At 58.6% G+C, this 17,053-nt stretch carries 9 protein-coding genes and 2 riboswitches; of the genes, 3 read left to right on the forward strand and 6 right to left on the reverse strand.

The features are described 5' to 3' along the window. Positions 1-151 precede the first annotated feature (151 nt). From HDF15_RS13495 to HDF15_RS13510, 4 genes are all read right to left on the reverse strand, one after another. On the reverse strand, positions 152-1,873 hold the full coding sequence (locus HDF15_RS13495; RefSeq protein ID WP_184256362.1) for an ATP-binding protein: 1,722 nt from the start codon (positions 1,871-1,873) through the stop codon (positions 152-154). Further along, complete coding sequence (cobN, locus tag HDF15_RS13500; RefSeq protein WP_184256364.1) at positions 1,870-6,231, reverse strand: cobaltochelatase subunit CobN; 4,362 nt, start codon at positions 6,229-6,231, stop codon at positions 1,870-1,872. Before cobN ends, HDF15_RS13495 begins: the two co-directional genes overlap by 4 nt. A 189-nt stretch (positions 6,232-6,420) precedes the next feature. Further along, positions 6,421-6,612, reverse strand: a riboswitch (cobalamin riboswitch). Between the two features lie 37 nt (positions 6,613-6,649). Continuing rightward, positions 6,650-7,408, reverse strand: coding sequence for a CbtA family protein (locus tag HDF15_RS13505; RefSeq protein ID WP_184256366.1), 759 nt, complete (start codon positions 7,406-7,408; stop codon positions 6,650-6,652). 5 nt (positions 7,409-7,413) lie between these two features. After that, a complete protein-coding gene (locus tag HDF15_RS13510; RefSeq protein ID WP_014266264.1) occupies positions 7,414-7,632 on the reverse strand; it encodes a CbtB-domain containing protein in 219 nt (72 codons plus the stop codon). A gap of 208 nt (positions 7,633-7,840) precedes the next feature. Here HDF15_RS13510 and HDF15_RS13515 point away from each other — a divergent pair, with 208 nt between their 5' ends. Together HDF15_RS13515 and HDF15_RS13520 are read left to right on the forward strand one after the other, a co-directional pair. Then, entirely contained in the window at positions 7,841-8,449 is a 609-nt protein-coding gene (locus tag HDF15_RS13515; RefSeq protein ID WP_184256368.1) for a histidine phosphatase family protein, read from the forward strand. Positions 8,450-8,472: 23 nt separating this feature from the next. Then, positions 8,473-8,671, forward strand: a riboswitch (cobalamin riboswitch). Between the two features lie 76 nt (positions 8,672-8,747). Then, positions 8,748-12,389 carry a TonB-dependent receptor gene (locus HDF15_RS13520; protein WP_260331060.1) on the forward strand — a complete coding sequence of 1,214 codons (3,642 nt, stop codon included), beginning with the start codon at positions 8,748-8,750 and terminating at the stop codon, positions 12,387-12,389. A 317-nt stretch (positions 12,390-12,706) separates the two neighbouring features. Here HDF15_RS13520 and chrA read toward each other — a convergent pair whose 3' ends face one another. Further along, positions 12,707-14,041, reverse strand: a complete 1,335-nt coding sequence (chrA, locus tag HDF15_RS13525) for a chromate efflux transporter (protein WP_184256370.1) — start codon at positions 14,039-14,041, stop codon at positions 12,707-12,709. Next, a complete protein-coding gene (locus HDF15_RS13530; RefSeq protein WP_184256372.1) occupies positions 14,038-14,781 on the reverse strand; it encodes a GntR family transcriptional regulator in 744 nt (247 codons plus the stop codon). Before HDF15_RS13530 ends, chrA begins: the two co-directional genes overlap by 4 nt. Before the next feature lie 214 nt (positions 14,782-14,995). Here HDF15_RS13530 and HDF15_RS13535 point away from each other — a divergent pair, with 214 nt between their 5' ends. Next, positions 14,996-16,996: a mechanosensitive ion channel family protein gene (locus tag HDF15_RS13535; RefSeq protein ID WP_260331061.1), complete on the forward strand. Its 2,001-nt coding sequence runs from the start codon at positions 14,996-14,998 to the stop codon at positions 16,994-16,996. Positions 16,997-17,053: the final 57 nt, after the last annotated feature.

A 17,053-nucleotide genomic window follows, 5' to 3' on the forward strand; every position in this document is an offset into this window, starting at 1 on the left:
CTCCCGTTCTCCGTTTGTAGCGCCAGAGAAGTATAGGCAGCAAAAGTTATGTTCTGGACGATGACATCTGTTCTGGTGCGAGCAAAAAGCGGGAGGAAGCAGATTCGCTCGCTACGCTCGGAATGACAACCAGAAAAACAACAGCAATAGATCATCCCCGGAATTGTTGCAGGGCCAGAACCATGTCATCACTGGATTCGAGATTCTCCAGCCCCACATACTCTGCCGCCATGACCTCTGCCAACTGGCGGGGGCGTCCCAGCCGTTCGGCGGAGTTTTCGGTATCGACTACGAGGGCGGTGGTCTTGATCCGGCTCGCAATCTCCAATGCCTCCTGCCAGGGGTCGCCCTCACCCAGAGAGACATTTGCTCGCCCATCGGTGAGAAGCACCAGGACCGTTGCCGGTGTCAGGTAGTTTTGTGCGAGATCGAGGGCATGGGCCAAAGGGGTTCTGCCGCCCGTGGGTAGGTACTCGAAGGCGGTGATGGCTTCGGGGAGTGTCCGCGTCGGCTCAAGCACCACCTGCGCTGCCGTGCCGCGAAAGACGATGATGGCAGCCTCGTCGCCATTCTTGAAAGAACGTGTCAGCAGGCTGGAAGCCGCGCCTTTGACCAGGCGCATTCTCTCCTGCGCTGCGTGAGAGCCGCTTGAATCGATGACGAAGAGATATCGGGTGCCTGTTGTCGGCTGCCGCACTCGTTCGTGGAGATCCTGCAGGCGCGGTTGGAGGCTTCCGGTCTCCATTACGGCGTGGTTCAAGGTAGCGCGAAGGTCGAGCTCCACGGGAGTTTCAGACCGGCGTGTTCCGACCACCGGCCCCGGCTGGTTCGCCAGTGCCGGAGCGCTGCTGCCGCGTGTCGCGGCGTCCTCAAACTTCGCTTGCACCTTGGGCGTTTTGATCTCCCTGGGAGCGAAGATTCGTTCCTGGGCCTCACCTGCGTTCTGCGCCTGGTCTTTGTCGGAGGCCTCGGAAGGAGCGTCTGGCGGTGTCTGGGGTGCTGGCGGTTGGGGTGCCGGGGGACGGCCTCGCTCCTGGGCGCGATGAGCCAGCACCAGCGGCAGTACGGCGGCTACATGGTGGGGCTGTACCGAGACATCGCCGGTGAGGGCGGCGTAGGCGATGGAGGCTCGAACCGCCGCGAGATCGGCGCGCAGGGAGCGCACGCCTCTTTCGCAGACGGCGGCACTGATCTGCGCGGGAATCTCTCGCGAGCACAGAACGCCGGAGAGCTGCGCGCGCGCGCTGAGGATCTGCTCGCGAAGCTGCTGTTCTATCTCCGCCCAATCGGCGAGGAAGCCGGCCGGATCGCGGTCGAAGGCGATCCGGCGCTCGACGACGGTTTGCCGTTCGGCTGGCTCCAGAGGCGCAGTGATGTTGACCGCGAGCGCAAAGCGGTCGAGCAGTTGGGGACGCAGCAGGCCTTCTTCCGGGTTCATGCTGCCGAGCAGGACGAACTCGGCTGCGTGCGAGGCGCTGAAGCCTTCGCGCTCGATCACGTTGACTCCGCTGGAGGCAGTGTCGAGCAGGGTGTCGCCCAGATGGGCCGGGAGAAGGTTGACCTCGTCCACGTAGAGGACGCCGCCGTGCGCTTCGGACAACAGACCGGGCTTTAGCGCGGGGTCGCCTTTGAGCGCGCGCTCCAGGTGCAGGCCGCCGAGCAGACGGTCTTCAGTCGCCCCGATCGGCAGATTGATGAAGGGACTGGGCTGGGGCAGGAGAGCGGCAAGCGCGCGCGCCGTGGTGGTCTTGCCGGCGCCTTTGTCTCCTCGCAGGAGCACGCTGATGCGCCAGTCCACGGCTGCGAGCAGCAGGGCCAGCTTCATCTCGTGCTGTCCGGCGATGGCGGAGAACGGATAGATGGACGGCTTCATTGGGCGATCTCGCGCCTCCGTTCGCCCTGGGCCTCTAACAGCGTCTCGCTCTCCAGCAAGACTTCGCGCAGGGCGTTCAAGGTCTCTGGTGCGGGGTTCTCCCAGAGCTCGCGCCGGGCTGCTTCGAGCAGCCGTTCGGCGATGGCGTTCAATGCCCACGGATTGGAGGCGCCTAGGAAGTCGCGCATCTCCTGGGACAGGGCATAGTGCTCGGCGAGGCCCTCGTAGACAAAGTCCGGAGCGATGTGTGCTGTGGAGTCGAAGCCGAAGATGTAGTCCACCGTGGCCGAGAGTTCCAGACCGCCCTTGTAGCCGTGCCGCTTGATGCTCTCGATCCACTTGGGGTTGATGACGCGGGAGCGGTAGACGCGCAGCGCTTCTTCTTTGAGGTCGCGGACCTGTGCATTCTCGGGGCGAGAGCTGTCGCCGAAGTAGGCCTTGGGTTGCACGCCTGTGAGCGCGCGGATGGAGGCGATCATGCCGCCGTGGAACTGAAAGTAGTCGTCGGAGTCGAAGATGTCGTGCTCGCGATTGTCCTGGTTGTGCAGCGCGACCTGGATCGACTTCAGGCGTTCCGCAAACACAGGCTGGGCATCGACGCCGTCCGTGCCCTTGCCGTAGGCGTAGCCGCCCCAGGCGAGGAAGGCGCGTGCAAAGTCCTCGTCGCCATGCCAATTGCCGGTTTCGATCAGCGGGAGAATGCCGGCGCCATAGGAGCCCGGCTTCGAGCCGAAGATGCGATAGCGAGCCTGGGCTTCCGCCTCATGCTCGGGAAGATCTTTGTGCGCCTCGAGATCGGCGAGGTAGTGCTTGCGTGGGAAGTTCTGTTCGAGCGGTTCGTCCAGCTCGACGACAAGGGAGATGGCCTGGTCGAACATATCGATCAGATGGGGAAAGGCATCGCGGAAGAAGCCGCTGATACGCAGCGTAACGTCCACGCGGGGGCGACCCAGTTGTTCGAGCGGAATGACAGCAACGCCTTCCAGTCTGCGGGACTGCGCGTTCCAAACGGGCTGCACGCCGAGCAGCGCAAAGGCTTCGGCGAGATCGTCGCCGTGGGTGCGCATCTGCGAGGTTCCCCAGACGCTCAGGCCCATCATCTCGGGGTATTTGCCTTCCTCTTTGCGGAAGCGTTCGATGGCTTCGCGCGCAAGTTGCTGCCCCACCCGCCATGCGGCCTGTGACGGCAAGGCACGCGGATCGACGGCGTAGAAGTTACGGCCTGTCGGCAGAACGTGGGCCATGCCGCGTGTCGGTGCGCCGGCCGGTCCGGCGGGAATGTATTTGCCTTCGAGGGCGTCGAGAAGGTGCTCGATCTCGTCGCCGGTCTGTTCGAGGTTCGGCACAAGTTCCTCGCAGGCGAAGATAAGGGATTGCGTAATGTCCTCTGATTGGAGGCCGAGCACGGCGCGCTGGACATCGGCGATCTTTTCCGTGCGAAAGCCGAGGGTCTCCAGCATGGTGAAGAGATCGAGCGAGGCACGGTCGAGCAGTTCCAGCACGTCAGCTCGTGTGTAGCAGGTCTGGTCGAGGATCTCTTGCGGCTCTTCCAGCCGTTCTCCTGGCTTGTCGAGAAGGCTCGCAAGGTCGAAGGAGAACGCCGTCGCGAGGCTCGCCTGCAGGCTGGGTGTGCTGATGTTCGCCAACCGCGTGAGCGAGCGAAGCATCTCGGGGAGCGGGGGCATCTGTCCCAGGATATGGAGGCCGTCGCGGATCTGGGCCATGCCCAGCTCGCAGAGATAACCGTCGAGGTCTTCGATGAGATGCGCAACCTCGTTGCCGGTCATCGAAGCCAGCGTCGTTGGAACACCCTCCGGCGTCAGCGCGTCGTCCCACTCATGAGTGTGGTCGCCGCGTTCGCGCGTGAGCATCGTCTTGGTGTCGAGATCGGTCTTGAGGTTGGTGCGCTCCACCAGCTCCCAGATCTGCTGTTGCAGGTACGGCAGCTTCTTGGGGTCCAGCTTTTCTACGGCGTAGTACTCGTTCACGAGCTGGTTCAGCTCTGCCAGGGGACCATAGGTTTCGGCATTGGTCATCGGCGGTGTGAGATGGTCGACGACGATGGCGTGGGCCCGCCGCTTGGACTGGCTGCCCTCGCCGGGGTCGTTGAGGATGAACGGGTAGACGAGCGGAAGATCGCCCAGCAGCAGGTCGGGGTAGCACTCGCCTGAGAGGCCTATGCCCTTGCCGGGAAGCCACTCAAGCGTGCCGTGCTTGCCCATGTGGACAATAGCGTCCGCGCCCCAGCCGCCCTCGGATTGCGGCGTTCCCAGCCAGCGGTAGAAGGCCGTGTAGTGGTGCGTCGGCGGCAGATCGGGCGTGTGATAGATCGTGTCGGGGTCGATGCCATAGCCGCGCGGAGGCTGTAGAGCGATGAGCGCATTGCCGAGATCCATCGCGGCGAAGAGGTAGTCGTGCTCATCTCCCCACGGCTCTTCCTGCTCGATGGAGACGACCTTGCCACCGATGGTGGGGAGCAGTTTCTTGTCTGTCTTTTTGGCAGGCAGAACGCTGAAGCCCCGGTCCTGGGGCTGACCCCAGAAGTCCTGCATCCTGCGGTTCGGCCGCTCGGGAAATGCGGCAAAGATCTTCCGGTAAACGGCTCGGGAGAAGCGCTTGGCTTGCGCGGGGTCGAGCGGATAGTTGTCGTCGTAGGTGCCATGCTGCAGCAGACTCTGCATCAACTCATCCGAGGTTTCTGGCAGGGCAGAGATGTTGTAACGGCGCGCACGCATGGCGTGGAGAGTGGTCAGAAGGCTCGCCGGTGTATCGAGGCCCACGGCACCGCCAACCTGCGAGGCCTTCGCCGCGGAGTTGGTCAGCACGAAGGCGATGCGGCGTTCGCGATTGGACTTGCGGCGCAGAGCCGCAAGACGTGCAGCAATTCCGGCAACGCGGTCCACTCTGTCCGGGTGGGCGACGTAGAGGTTGTCTGTACCGGCGGCACTGCGTTCTTTGAATGAGACCGGCACGGTGATGATGCGGCCATCGAACTCGGGAATGGCGACGTTCACGGCGGTGTCGAGGGCATTGATTCCGCGACGCGAGCCTTCCCACGCTCCGTACTGCATGCCGCTCGCGATGGCCTGCAGCACGGGAATGCCGAGCTGTTCGAGAGAGCCCACGGCCTCGCCTGCAATCGTTACAGCGCCGGTGTTCACCTCTCCCAGTGCAAACGACAACGTCGAGATCAGAACGTCTGCTTTGCCTTCGATCAGGCGGAAGGCTGCGGGGCGTCCGTTCTCCTTCGACTTGAGGCTTGAGGTGAAGATGCAGAGCGCATTCATGCCCTTGCTCTTTAGCGCTTCGGCGATCGCGTCGATGAAGCTGGTGTTTCCGCTCATGCGATGCGCGCGATAGAAGAGCACCGCTGCGGTCGGCTGGGCGGGATCGGCCTGGCGCTGCCAGTCTTCAAAGGTCGCGGCGTCCATCTCCGGCAGGTAGATTCCGTGCTCCGGCATTGGGCTTGGAGCGGTGTAGCCGAAGCCGGTAAGCATCAGGCGGTCGGAGAGGAAGCGGAACAACTCGCCGAAGTTGGAGACGCCTCCGAGATCGAGGTAGCCCGAGGCTGTCTGCATCACATCGGCGGGCACGTTGATCGTCTCGGAAAACTCCGAGGCGTTATCGCCTGTGCCGCTCACCAGCACCAGCGACTGCCCACGCTCGATGCAGGCTGCCTTCAGTCGGTCGAAGCCGGGGATGCCGCTGAGCGGCCCATGGCAGCGCACGACGATAACCTTTGCCTTGCTCATCTCGCCGAGGATCAGCACGTTCATCTGGTCTTCGGTGCGGAGCGCGTTCAGGGAAAAGCCACTGACGCGCAGCTCTTCCGGCAGCGTCTCCGAGGCCTTGATGAGCGTCAGCAGATCGGTGTCCGCGTGCGAGAGCAGCATGATCGCGCCATTCGGTTGCACGATCTCAAGCTGGGTTAGCCCCTCTGCCGGGCTGGGCAGGCGAACGTCCCAGTCGTAGTAGTTGAATACGTATTCGCTCAGCTCGGAGGGCGGCTGCAGGAAGCGATCCGCCTTCAGCATCGAGTCGATGTACTCGTAGATCTGGCGTACCTGCCACTCGCTGTTGACCGAGTGGAACCAGATGCTCTTGCCGTCGAAGACGAGACTGGCGACGTTCGCCAGGGCGCAGGGCCCGATGCACCCGCCCTTGGTCAGGTGGACGTCGTTGCGGATCTTGCGCTTGAGCCACTCCTCTGTGTAGACGTCGACCGGCACCGCGGCATAGCCGCGCTCGGTGATGCCGCAGCAGCAGCCGGTGTAGCAGTAGGTCAGGTGCGCGCGGTGCTGCGTGATGTTGAAGGCGCGCCCATCGGCACGGATGACGCGTTGGCGGTAGGTCGGCATGGCTACATCTGCTCCGAAGGGCTGCTTTGACGGGTTGGCTGGACGAGATGCGGGCCGCTGAGGAAAGGGCACGGAGGCATCGCTGCACGCGCGACACCGGTCGCGAAGCTGCGCAGGGTCAGCGGGGAGGGGTACGGGTTGTCTTCGATGGAACGTAAGCTCAGGCGCAGGGTTTCTGTCTCCGCAGAAAGTTGCAGTTCGAACCCTGGCAGGTCTCCTGGCTCAAAGACGACATCTAGGTGTCTGCCGCTATCCTTCCCCGGTCTTTTGCCGAGTGGTACCGCTAGCGGCTCATCTTTGTTTACAGTGGCGGGACCGCGCCGGTTTTGCTCCGGACTTCCCTTTTAAGCCCATGTGGGCACCGTAGGTCAACACCATTAGTATCACGCGTAATCCCACGCGGGACGTCACGATTTTGTCAGGAGTAACGCATCTCGTCCGAGGTAGGGAAAGCTCGCCCGCTTTGTTGAGCCGCGGCTTCCTGCCGCTCGGTCAGAGCTCCGAAGAGCAGGCCCAGCACGCTCCACAGCACGACCTGCGTCTCCCACGATGCGATGCGGAACTTCCAGAGCAGAGAGGCCGGAAAGCCTGCGGGGACTTCGTCGATGACAGGCATGAAATGAGCGCTGATTCCCGTCAGCAGTACGAACAAAAGGGCCGCGAGCAGCGACGCGTTCCAGGGGCCGAAGGGCTTCTTCAAGCGCCGTCCGGCCTTGATCGCCAGAATCAGGGACATCAGGGAGATGGCGATGAGCAGAAAATAGGCCCCGGTACGAACGCCGATCGTCTCCGGATTTCCAACTGACGGAGGATTTGCAGGGTACTTGAGCGACGGAACCAGAACGATGGCGATGAATCCCAGGCCCGCGATCAACGCGGAGAGCGCTCTGGGCCTGGCCGCGCTGAGACGGCCCCGCGCAAAGGCGAACACGATTCCGAAGATGCCGCCGAGCGCGGTGCTGTAGACCACAGCCCCGGTCAGCAATCCCAGGCCGCTTTGAATTTTGCGGCTGACCATCTCCGGCTCGGGAGCTTCGCCTTTGGCCTGGTCCATGCTGGTTTCAAAGGCGATAGCCCTGTCGACCTGAGGCTCGCCGATCCAGCGCGCGAACGCAAAGACGATCAACCCGGCTACGAGGCCGACCAGCATTCCACGAAGAAGCAGCGTACGGGCCATCGGGTTTAGTGGCAGGGAAAGCCGAGGAGATGGCGTCCATCGTGCACGAACTCATGGACAGCACGACCATGAATGAGAGAGGTGGCTCCCTGTTCCGCGCCGACAAAGTAGATCAGGAGCAGCATCAGCAGACCGCCGAAGAGCGCCCAGGGCAACAGCTCCCGCAACGGAACAACGGGGATAGATACCGGGGATGCAATGGAACCTGCGACAGATTGTGACATGTGGAAGTCTCCTGAACTGGTTGAGGGATAACGCAAGCTCAACTGAATCTGAGCCTAGTGAAGGCGAGGGGGAGTGTCAAGGAGTGGGGTAGGTCATGCGATTGCGCGAAGTGCAAACTGCGACGCTAAAGCGTCGGGGAACGCGCTGCGCGCAATCGGGTGACAGGTCCTGATAGCCGAAGCCCTCTCCCACGTAGAATGATTTGCGATGCAACCCTCCGAACCGCAAACTCTACCTGCCCGAATCACCTTGATCAGCCACGCCGCCACTCTTGCCCTGAAACGCGCTTCCTTCCCGCTGGACGAAGCTCTTGTCGAAGGCGAGCCGGAGAAGATTGCTGCCCTGGGCTGGACGGCTCCGCGCACACAGCAGATCTGCGCAGGCCCTGAGCAGCGCACGCGACAGACGGCGACAGCCCTGGGCCTTGAAGCATCTGTAGAAGGTGGGCTTGCCGATGTCAGCTACGGAGAGTGGAGTGGCAAACAGATCGACGAGATACAGGCGAGCGATCCGATAGGGTTAGCGGCCTGGCTTACCGATGTAAGTGCCGCGCCTCACGGCGGTGAGTCCTTCGTGCAGTTGATTGCCCGTGTGGGGCATTGGATGGAAGCGCAGACCGGTGCCGGGCACACCTTAGCCGTGACTCATCCCGCCGTGATTCGTGCGGCAATTCTCTATAGCTTGCAAGCTCCGCCGGAGTCCTTCTGGCGGCTTGAAATCTCGCCGCTCTCGGTGACTGACCTGCGATTTAACGGGAGGCTTTGGACGGCGCGTTCCACTGGATGTGCTCTCTCTCGCTCTTCAGGAAACTCATAGGTCCTCTCAGAGGCTGTGTGTTAGTCTGGCAAAACGTTCCAGGTGCCCGCAAGGGCATAAAAGGGAAGTCCGGTGTAAGTCCGGCACGGTCCCGCCACTGTAATCAGGAAAACGACTTTTCATAGGCCACTCGGTGCGATCGGGGAAGGTGAAGAGTCGGGAGCTTCGTAACAGAAGCTTCGCCTGATAGTCAGGAGACCTACCTGGAATCAATTTGATTCTTTTCCGCGTGGAAACGGGAAGCGATCGCTCATTTCATTTGAGCTTTGTGCCTCTTTGCCACGGATTGAGGTGCAGTTTGCTCGATTCGATTTTGTTGTTCGTTGGTTGTAAGACAAAACAAACTATCTTTCTCCTCGCTATTTTGATCTTCACCAGTCTGCGGATATTTGCGGCTGTAGGTGGAAGTATTACCGGCACGGTTACGGATGCTACGGGAGCTGCTATTCCCGCAGCCAAACTGGTGCTGGTCAGCCAGGCGCAGCAAACGACCTATCGAGCAGTCTCGAATGCGCAGGGAGCCTATTCCTTCCTCAACCTTCCGGTGGGAAGATACGACCTTACGGTTACCGGAACCGGCTTTGCCACGAAGAAGCTGACAGGCCTGGTCGTCGATACGGATGCCAGTCTTCGCGCCGATGTCGCGCTTGCCGTTGGTGGTACGTCCGATGCGGTAACGGTAAGCGGCGAGACGAGTGCGCAGTTCGATACCAGCTCGACGCATCTGGGGGAAGTTGTCTCGGGTGCGGAGATGACAGCACTACCACTCAACGGCAGGAGTTACACCGACCTGCTTTCGATTCAGCCTGGCGTTGCGCCTGTATCCACGCTGCTTCCCAACGCCGTAATCATGGCTGGAGTGACAGGCGGCATCTCTCCCTCGGGGGATGAGAATCCCGGCAATGTTTCGATCAATGGCCAACGCGAGTCTTCCAATGGCTTCATGGTCAATGGCGTGGATGTACAGGAGCACATGAACGGGGGAACGTCCATTGTTCCTGATCTGGATTCCATCGAGCAGTTCCGTGTGCTGACCAATAACTTCGATCCAGAGTACGGAAATTACAACGGTGGCATGATCACTGTTGTCACCAAGTCCGGCAGCGGCCAGTTTCACGGAAAGGCCTTTGAGTTTTTTCGCAACACGGCCCTCGACGCTCGAGGCTACTTTGATCCCACTCGCCCGGCCTTCAAACAGAACCAGTACGGTGGAACGCTGGGTGGTCCTGTAAAACACACCAAACTATTCTTCTTCGCGGACTACCAGGGCACGCGTACAACACAGGGCATCTCTACGGGAAATATTTCGGTTCCTACTCTGGCTGAACGGAGTGGCGATTTCTCTGATGACGGGTCCACCTTTACAACGACGGCCACCGTGAATGGTGCACAGGTTACGGTTCCAACGGTGGTCAGCGGTCCTTATCTCGCGTCTCAGGTCCTTGCACCAAAGCTCGGGTATCCCGTGAGTGCCGGAGAACCCTACAGCTTCACGGCAGGCGAATCGATGCCGGTCGATCCGAACCATCCAGACCAGAACCCAGGTACTTACTCGAACACCTGTACCAGCACGGCCCAATGTGTCTTCCCGGGCCTGAGGATTCCTCCGGCTGCATGGTCGGCACCCGGGAAGAATTTACTTCAATACATCCCCTCTCCGAACGTTGGTTCCGGTCAGTTTTCGACCTCAGCCTTCGCTGAGGTGAACCGCGATGACAAGGGTTCCGTGCGGCTCGATGCGGATACTCTCCTGGGCAGGATTTCGGGATATTACTTTATCGACGACTACACACTGGATAATCCGTATCCTGGCCAGCAGGGAGGAGCTTCCATTCCTGGCTTCGACGCTCTCACCCTGGGCCGCGCACAGCTTCTTTCGATCTCAGACACCAAGGTGATCGGAGCGAATGCGGTGAACGACTTCAATGTTGGGTACCTTCGTTACGCGAATGTGATCGGACAGCCAAAGGGCGGCCTTGGTGTCTCGCTTGCCTCGCAGGGGTTTACGACCGGGGCCGGTAGTTCGGGTATCTATGTTCAGGCCCCGCAGTTCGAGGGCGTTGAGAATATTACCTTCCCGACCTTTGTCCTGGGTGTTCCTATTACGAATGAGACCCAGGTCAACAATACGTATTACCTGAGCGATGGCTTCTCGCGCGTCTTCGGAACTCACACCGTCAAAGTTGGAGGACAGTTCCATGTTGACCAGGTCAATGAACATCCGAACGCGACCTTCAATGGGACCTTCAATATCAATGGGACGGAGACTGGTGATCCGTATGCCGATTTTTTGATCGGCACTCCGAGTAACTACACGCAGTCCTCCGGCCAGCCCTTTTACCTGCGCAATCACTATCTCGGTTTTTATGCGCAGGATAGCTGGCGCGTGCGCAGTGACCTTACGCTCAATGCGGGTGTTCGCTGGGACATCATCGAGCCCTGGTCGGAGAAGAACCATCAGCTTCAGACTTATATTCCCGGGGAGCAATCTGTGCTGTATCCCGGAGCGCCTCTGGGCTTCGTCGTTGCGGGAGATCCTGGTGTGCCACAGACGATTGCTCCGACGAGCTATAAGAACTTTGCTCCACGCATCGGTCTGGCCTACGCGCCGCACTTTGAAAAGGGGCTTGGCCGTCTGCTCTTTGGTGAGTCAGGCAAGAGCAGTATTCGCGCGAGTTACGGCATCTTCTATACGGCTTTCCCTGGGCTATCTGCCGGCATCATGTATGCAGTTCCACCTTTCGGCTTCAACTATCTCAGCCCTGGACCGCCATTGCTTGAGTCGCCGTTTATCACGGCTGCATCAGGCGTCAATAACGGCCAGCGCTTTCCGTTCCCATTCCCACCGCACAACGTGTCCGCCTCCAATCCCGACAACAATGTCGACTGGTCGAACTTCACTCCTATAGCGGCGGACCCATTTTTCTACTATCGCAATCGTGTGCCCTATATCAATAACTTCATGCTTTCTTTGCAGCGGCAGATTACACACAATCTAATTCTCACAGCGAGCTACGTTGGCAACCAGGGGCACCATCTTCTGAGTCTCGTCTCCGTCAATCCCGGCAACCCTGCGCTCTGTTTGAGTCTTCAGAGTGTCGGCTGTGGCCCCTTCGGAGAAGACACGACCTACACTACCGCCAGCGGTCAGGTGATTCAGGGCACGCGCGTGGGGCAAGGATCGAATTATGGTGAAAACACCGCCGATAAATCCGCTGCGAACTCTAACTACAATGCTCTGGAGACTATGCTGAAGTATCAGCGGGGCGGTTCATCCTTTTTGCTCAGCTATACCTATGCCAAATCGATAGACCAGGGATCGAACCTTGGAGAGCAGCTCGATCCTATCGATCCCCGTCACTCCCGCGCTATTTCTGCCTACGATCTTAAGCACGACTTTGTCGCGACCTATAGCCTGTATCTTCCCTTTGACGAATTTCTGCATCGCGTAAATCGATGGACGACGGGTTGGACGCTGTCCGGTACGACCCGCTTCGCCAGCGGCTTGCCTGTCACTCTCTCCGACAACTCGGACAATTCCTTGCTGGGAACTCTCGGGAATGGAGCGAATAACTTTCTGCTCGATACGCCGCAGTATTTGCCCGGACCGTTGCAGATCAATACGAACGGACGCAATGGCCGGCCTGCCTTCAATACGGCACTCTTTCCTGAAGAGATCCTGGGTCAGCTTGGAAATGCGAAGCGCCGGAACTTCTATGGACCGGGTATCAACAACTTCGATACTAGTTTGCAGAAGAGTATTCGGATCCAGGGTTCGAAATCCCTGGACCTTCGCCTGGAGGCGTTCAACGTGTTCAATCACACTCAATTCTTCGGGCCAGCCTCAGTGGATGGACAGGTGGAAGATCCCAACTTCGGGAAAATTGTGAGTGCGTCCGCTCCACGGTTGGTTCAGCTTGCGGCGAAGTTTGCATTTTAGGGCGGGAAAGCCCGATTTGCCGATGGATGGTCGGTGCAGTTGCCTTTGCTTTTCTTGTTGTCATTCCGAGCGTAGCGAGCGAATCTGCTGTCTCCCGTTCTTCGTTCGTATCACCGCGAAACGCGTGAGTTGAAACTGGGATCTGCTTGAACGCATAACGTTTGTGGCAATGCTAGCGAAAAACGGGAGACAGCAGATTCGCTCGCTACGCTCGGAATGACAAAAAGAAAGGCAAAGACAGGACTTTGGACGCGGCTTTAATCTACTTCCGTACCTGAATAGCCTCTATCAAAGATGTTCATTTTGAAGTCGCTCGTTCATCGCATGTGCAGCATGATCAGATACCGTCCCGCTCCGAAGGCAACGCTCAAGAGAATCAGGTAGACCACGTTCATCCTGAACTTCTTTAGTAGCAATAGGGACGTAATGATCCAGGCTACGGAGACGATGTCGATGCTTCTTACTGCCATGGTTCCCGAGGGAAAGACAACACCCTTTCCGAGAAACAGGGTCAGGTCGAGAATGGCGCCCACCACAACAGCGGTGATGAGGCTTAGAACGCCCTCCACCGCGGGCTTGCCCTGTGTGCGTTCTACGATCGGCGCACCTGCAAAGACAAAGAGAAAGCAGGGAAGAAAGGTATAGAACGTAGTGGCTAACAGCCCTAGGGTTCCCATCCATAGAGACCCGTGGAAGTGATTGTAGCCAGCCATAAAGCCGACAAAGGCTACCACGATAATCAATGGTCCTGGTGTCGTTTCAGCCAGAGCAAAGCCATCCATCATCTGGAGTTTGCTCAGCCAGTGCAGCTTCACCACGCTGATCTGCGCCACGTAGGGAATGACGGTGTAGGACCCGCCAATCGTTACGAAGGCCGTCTTCGTGAAAAAGAAAGCCAGCCCTTTCCAGAAGTGAAAGTCGTCGACAAAGAAATAGAACAACGCGAAGGGAGCCAGCCATAACAACAAGGCCGTTCCGACTAGTTTGACGAGAGACTTGCTATTGAATTCTGTTTCGCTACTCTTCGAATATTTATTGATGAAATACTCGTGTTCGTCTTCGTCCGTCTCCAGTGAGTTTTGATGGTGAAAGAGGGAAGGGCGCAGGTGGCCGAGCAGGACGCCCAGAACTACAGCTCCCAGCATAATCAGCGGCAGCGACACGTTGAAGAAGAACATGCCGATAAAGGCAGCGGCTGCTACGACGTAATGCACGGGGCCGCGCAAAGCCCTGCCTGCTATTTTGAGCAGCGCAAGAAGGACCAGTGCGATGACGGCTGGTTTTAGTCCGTTGAACATGGCCGCAATCCACGGAAGATTGCCGAATAGAACATAGATCAGGCTCAGTGCCAGCAGCACGAACATGGAGGGCAGGACAAAGAGAGTGCCTGCCGCGAGACCACCCTTCTTCCCATGAAGCTTCCAGCCGATATAGATTGCCAGTTGCTGCGCTTCAGGTCCGGGCAAGATCATGCAGTGGCTCAGGGCATGGAGGAATCTGCCGTTGCTGATCCACTTCTTTTTCTCTACAAGGTAGCCATGCATGATGGCGATATGCGCGGCGGTGCCGCCAAAGCTGATCCATCCCAGCCTGGACCAGAAGCCGAAAGCCTCTCTGAACGAGGGTCTTTGTGGGGTAGCAGAAGAGTTCATTTGGATGGATTACGGGCCAACCGCGTGACAAACCGGATCAGGTCGCCTCGATAGTGCAGCCTCTCGTAGTCGATGGGCTGGCCTCCCGTGGTGTAGGAGGTGCGCTCGATCATGAAGATCGGGCTGCCGCCAGCCACTTGGAGGGCCTGGGCTACGTGGGGCTCGGCCGCAATGGCCTCGAGCCTGTACTCCGCCTCTATGAGGGGAATATCGTACTTCGCCTCAAGCAGCGAGAAGATCGGCTCGACTTCCAGGTCGTTGGTGATGATCTTCTTGCCTATCTCCAGCGGCAGGTAGGTCTCGTCGAACGACATGGCCACGCCATCGGCCAGGCGCACTCGCTGAATTCTGACAACCAGCGTGCCTGTGATCAGAGCGAGATGCCTGGCGACAGCTTCGGTGGCAGCTACAGTCTGTTGATCTACCACGCGAGCGGTAGGGTTTCGTCCTGCTGCCTGCATGTCTTCGACGAAGCCGCTCAGTTCGGTCAACTCCTGCGTGATTTTGGGCTGAACGACGAAGGTTCCTTTTCCTCGGCGAATCTCGATCAGGCCTCGGCTCACCAGGTTCTGAATCGCCTTACGGACGGTGATGCGGCTCACTTCGAATCGCGCGATCAGGCTATCTTCGGTCGGAAGCTGGCTGCCCGGGAGCAGAGCTCCTGCGGCTATATCTGACGCAAGAACCGATTCGATACGCGCATAAAGAGGGTGATGTGCGTCTGTTGTCGAATCAATCATAATGACATCATAACATTATAATGTCTGTTTGCTTGAGAAAGAGGCCTCGCTCTGGCTGAAAGGCTTTGGGTTATTAAAAATGAGAAAACTCTGTGGAACGCTGGAGTGAATGACACAATCAGGGCTGTGATTTTCGCATCTCACATATGTCGTCAAAGAGGCGACATGAGGTGACATGTTTCAGGTTAATTCGAAGAGGAAGCGCGCCACACGAATGCAAAAGCGAAGTGCCCGGCCATCCAGAAAAGTTGTTCTGCTAAGTGTTTTTGCTGCCACCCTGCTGGCAGGTTCGGCCGTTACGCAGTATGCCGCTCATGGTCAACAGGCTGCGAGTGCCAGCTTCGATCCGGCTGCGAGAAGCCGCGATATTCTGGCCCATCTGAACACGGTTATCCAGTTTTACCGGGCTTCCATGCAGCCCATCCAAAAGGCTGGCGAGCCTAACGATATCGTCTATCGCGACCAGGCTGTCGCTCTTTCGTCGCAGGTGGCTGGGTATGCCTTCCAATCGGCGAAGGCGGAAGCCACTTTGATGGCCGGGTATCAGGCCCATCAGGGGACTGCACCGGGAGCCGCACCGGGAGCTGCCCCCAGCGAGCCGGGGACGAGTGAGCAGCAGCGGATGCAGTCGACCGAGGCTAATGTCGAAAAGCAGATAAGCGATCTGCAGGCCCGGGAAGCCGCTTTGGACAAGCAGATCGACTCTGCCAATGCGAAGACCCTTCCAGGATTGCAGGCTCAGCGGAAGCAGGCCCAGGGCGCTCTCGATCTGGCTACCGCCATGAAGGACGCGCTGCAGAAGATTGTTAGCATCACGGATGCTCAAAATAGTTCGGGGATAGCGGCTGATATCGATCGGCTGCAGAGTTCGGTTCCAGAGCTGCAGAGCAAGAATAAGACGGCTGCGCCCCAGATCACTACGCTCGATGCAGCCAAGTCTTCGGGCGTTACCAGCCAGGGAGCCGTCCTGTTCGAGCTGTTTGAGACGCGGCGTGCCCTCGATAACCTGGTCCAAGAGAATGCGAATTTGAAGAAGCAGGCTCTTGACTTGCGTACTCCTGTTTCGAACATTCTTCGCAATCTGATTAAGCAGGGGCAATTGTTCTCTCAACAGGCGGAGGACTCTGGCGATCAAGCTGCCTCGACTCCAGCTCCGCCAGCAGCGCCTCCAACCACGCCACCTGCAGCCACGCCACCTGCAGCCGGCCAACCCAATATCACGTCCATTACCACCCAGTTCAAGGTCTTATCGGCGGCGGCTGTTCCTCTGAGCCAGGAGATTATCGTCCTGGAGCAGAGCAGTGCGAACCTCTCCGCCTGGCGGTCCTCTGTCGATGAAGAGTACTTCAGCATTCTGCACACCCTGCTTCTTCGGATCCTGGTGATTGCTATTGCACTGGCTATCATTCTGGGGGGCGGAGAGATATGGAGCCGGGCGACCAATAAGTACATTCGGGATATCCGCCGTCGCCGTCAATTTTTGATTGTGCGCAGGGTTGTTGTCGGCTTTCTTTCCGTCATCGTCATTTTGTTTGGGTTTGTGACCCAGTTCAATTCACTCGCAACGTTTGCGGGTTTCATCACCGCCGGTATTGCTGTTGGTCTTCAAACGATTCTGCTCTCTGTCGCCGCATACTTCTTCATCATTGGGCGCTATGGAGTGAAGGTAGGCGATCGCATTACGATCTCGTCGGTGACCGGAGACGTGATCGATGTGGGGCTGGTTCGCTTTTACATGATGGAACTGGCCGGTAGCGGGACGGAGTTGAATCCGACGGGACGTGTCGCTGTCTTTTCGAATGCCGTTCTCTTCCAGGCAGGCACGCCTCTTTATAAGCAGATACCGGGTACTGAGTATGCCTGGCATGAACTAATTGTGAAGTTCACGGACGCGGCTAATTACAAGTTGGTCTGCGAAGCCATGTTGAAAGAATTGCATGCAGTTTATGACGGCTACCGCTCCAGCATTGAGCTGCAGCATCGAGTGGTCGAGAACTGGATGCAGACATCGATTGCTCCTCCTGCGATCGAATCCCGGTTGCAGTTCAATGGCGGCACGTTCCAACTCTGGGCACGCTTTCCGGTATTGATCCGGCATGCCTCTGAGACGGATGAAAAGCTGACGCGAGCGTTGGTCGAACTCATCGCCACGAACCCTGAGATCAAGAGTTCCGTGGCCTCGACCCCCTTAATTCAGGCGTCGATTCGAGGGTAAGTCAGGGTACATAAAGAGAGGGCTTTAGGTAATGTCTGACGAATCGACGAGTACGCT

The organism is Granulicella mallensis (assembly GCF_014203225.1).
Classification (GTDB): domain Bacteria; phylum Acidobacteriota; class Terriglobia; order Terriglobales; family Acidobacteriaceae; genus Granulicella; species Granulicella mallensis_A.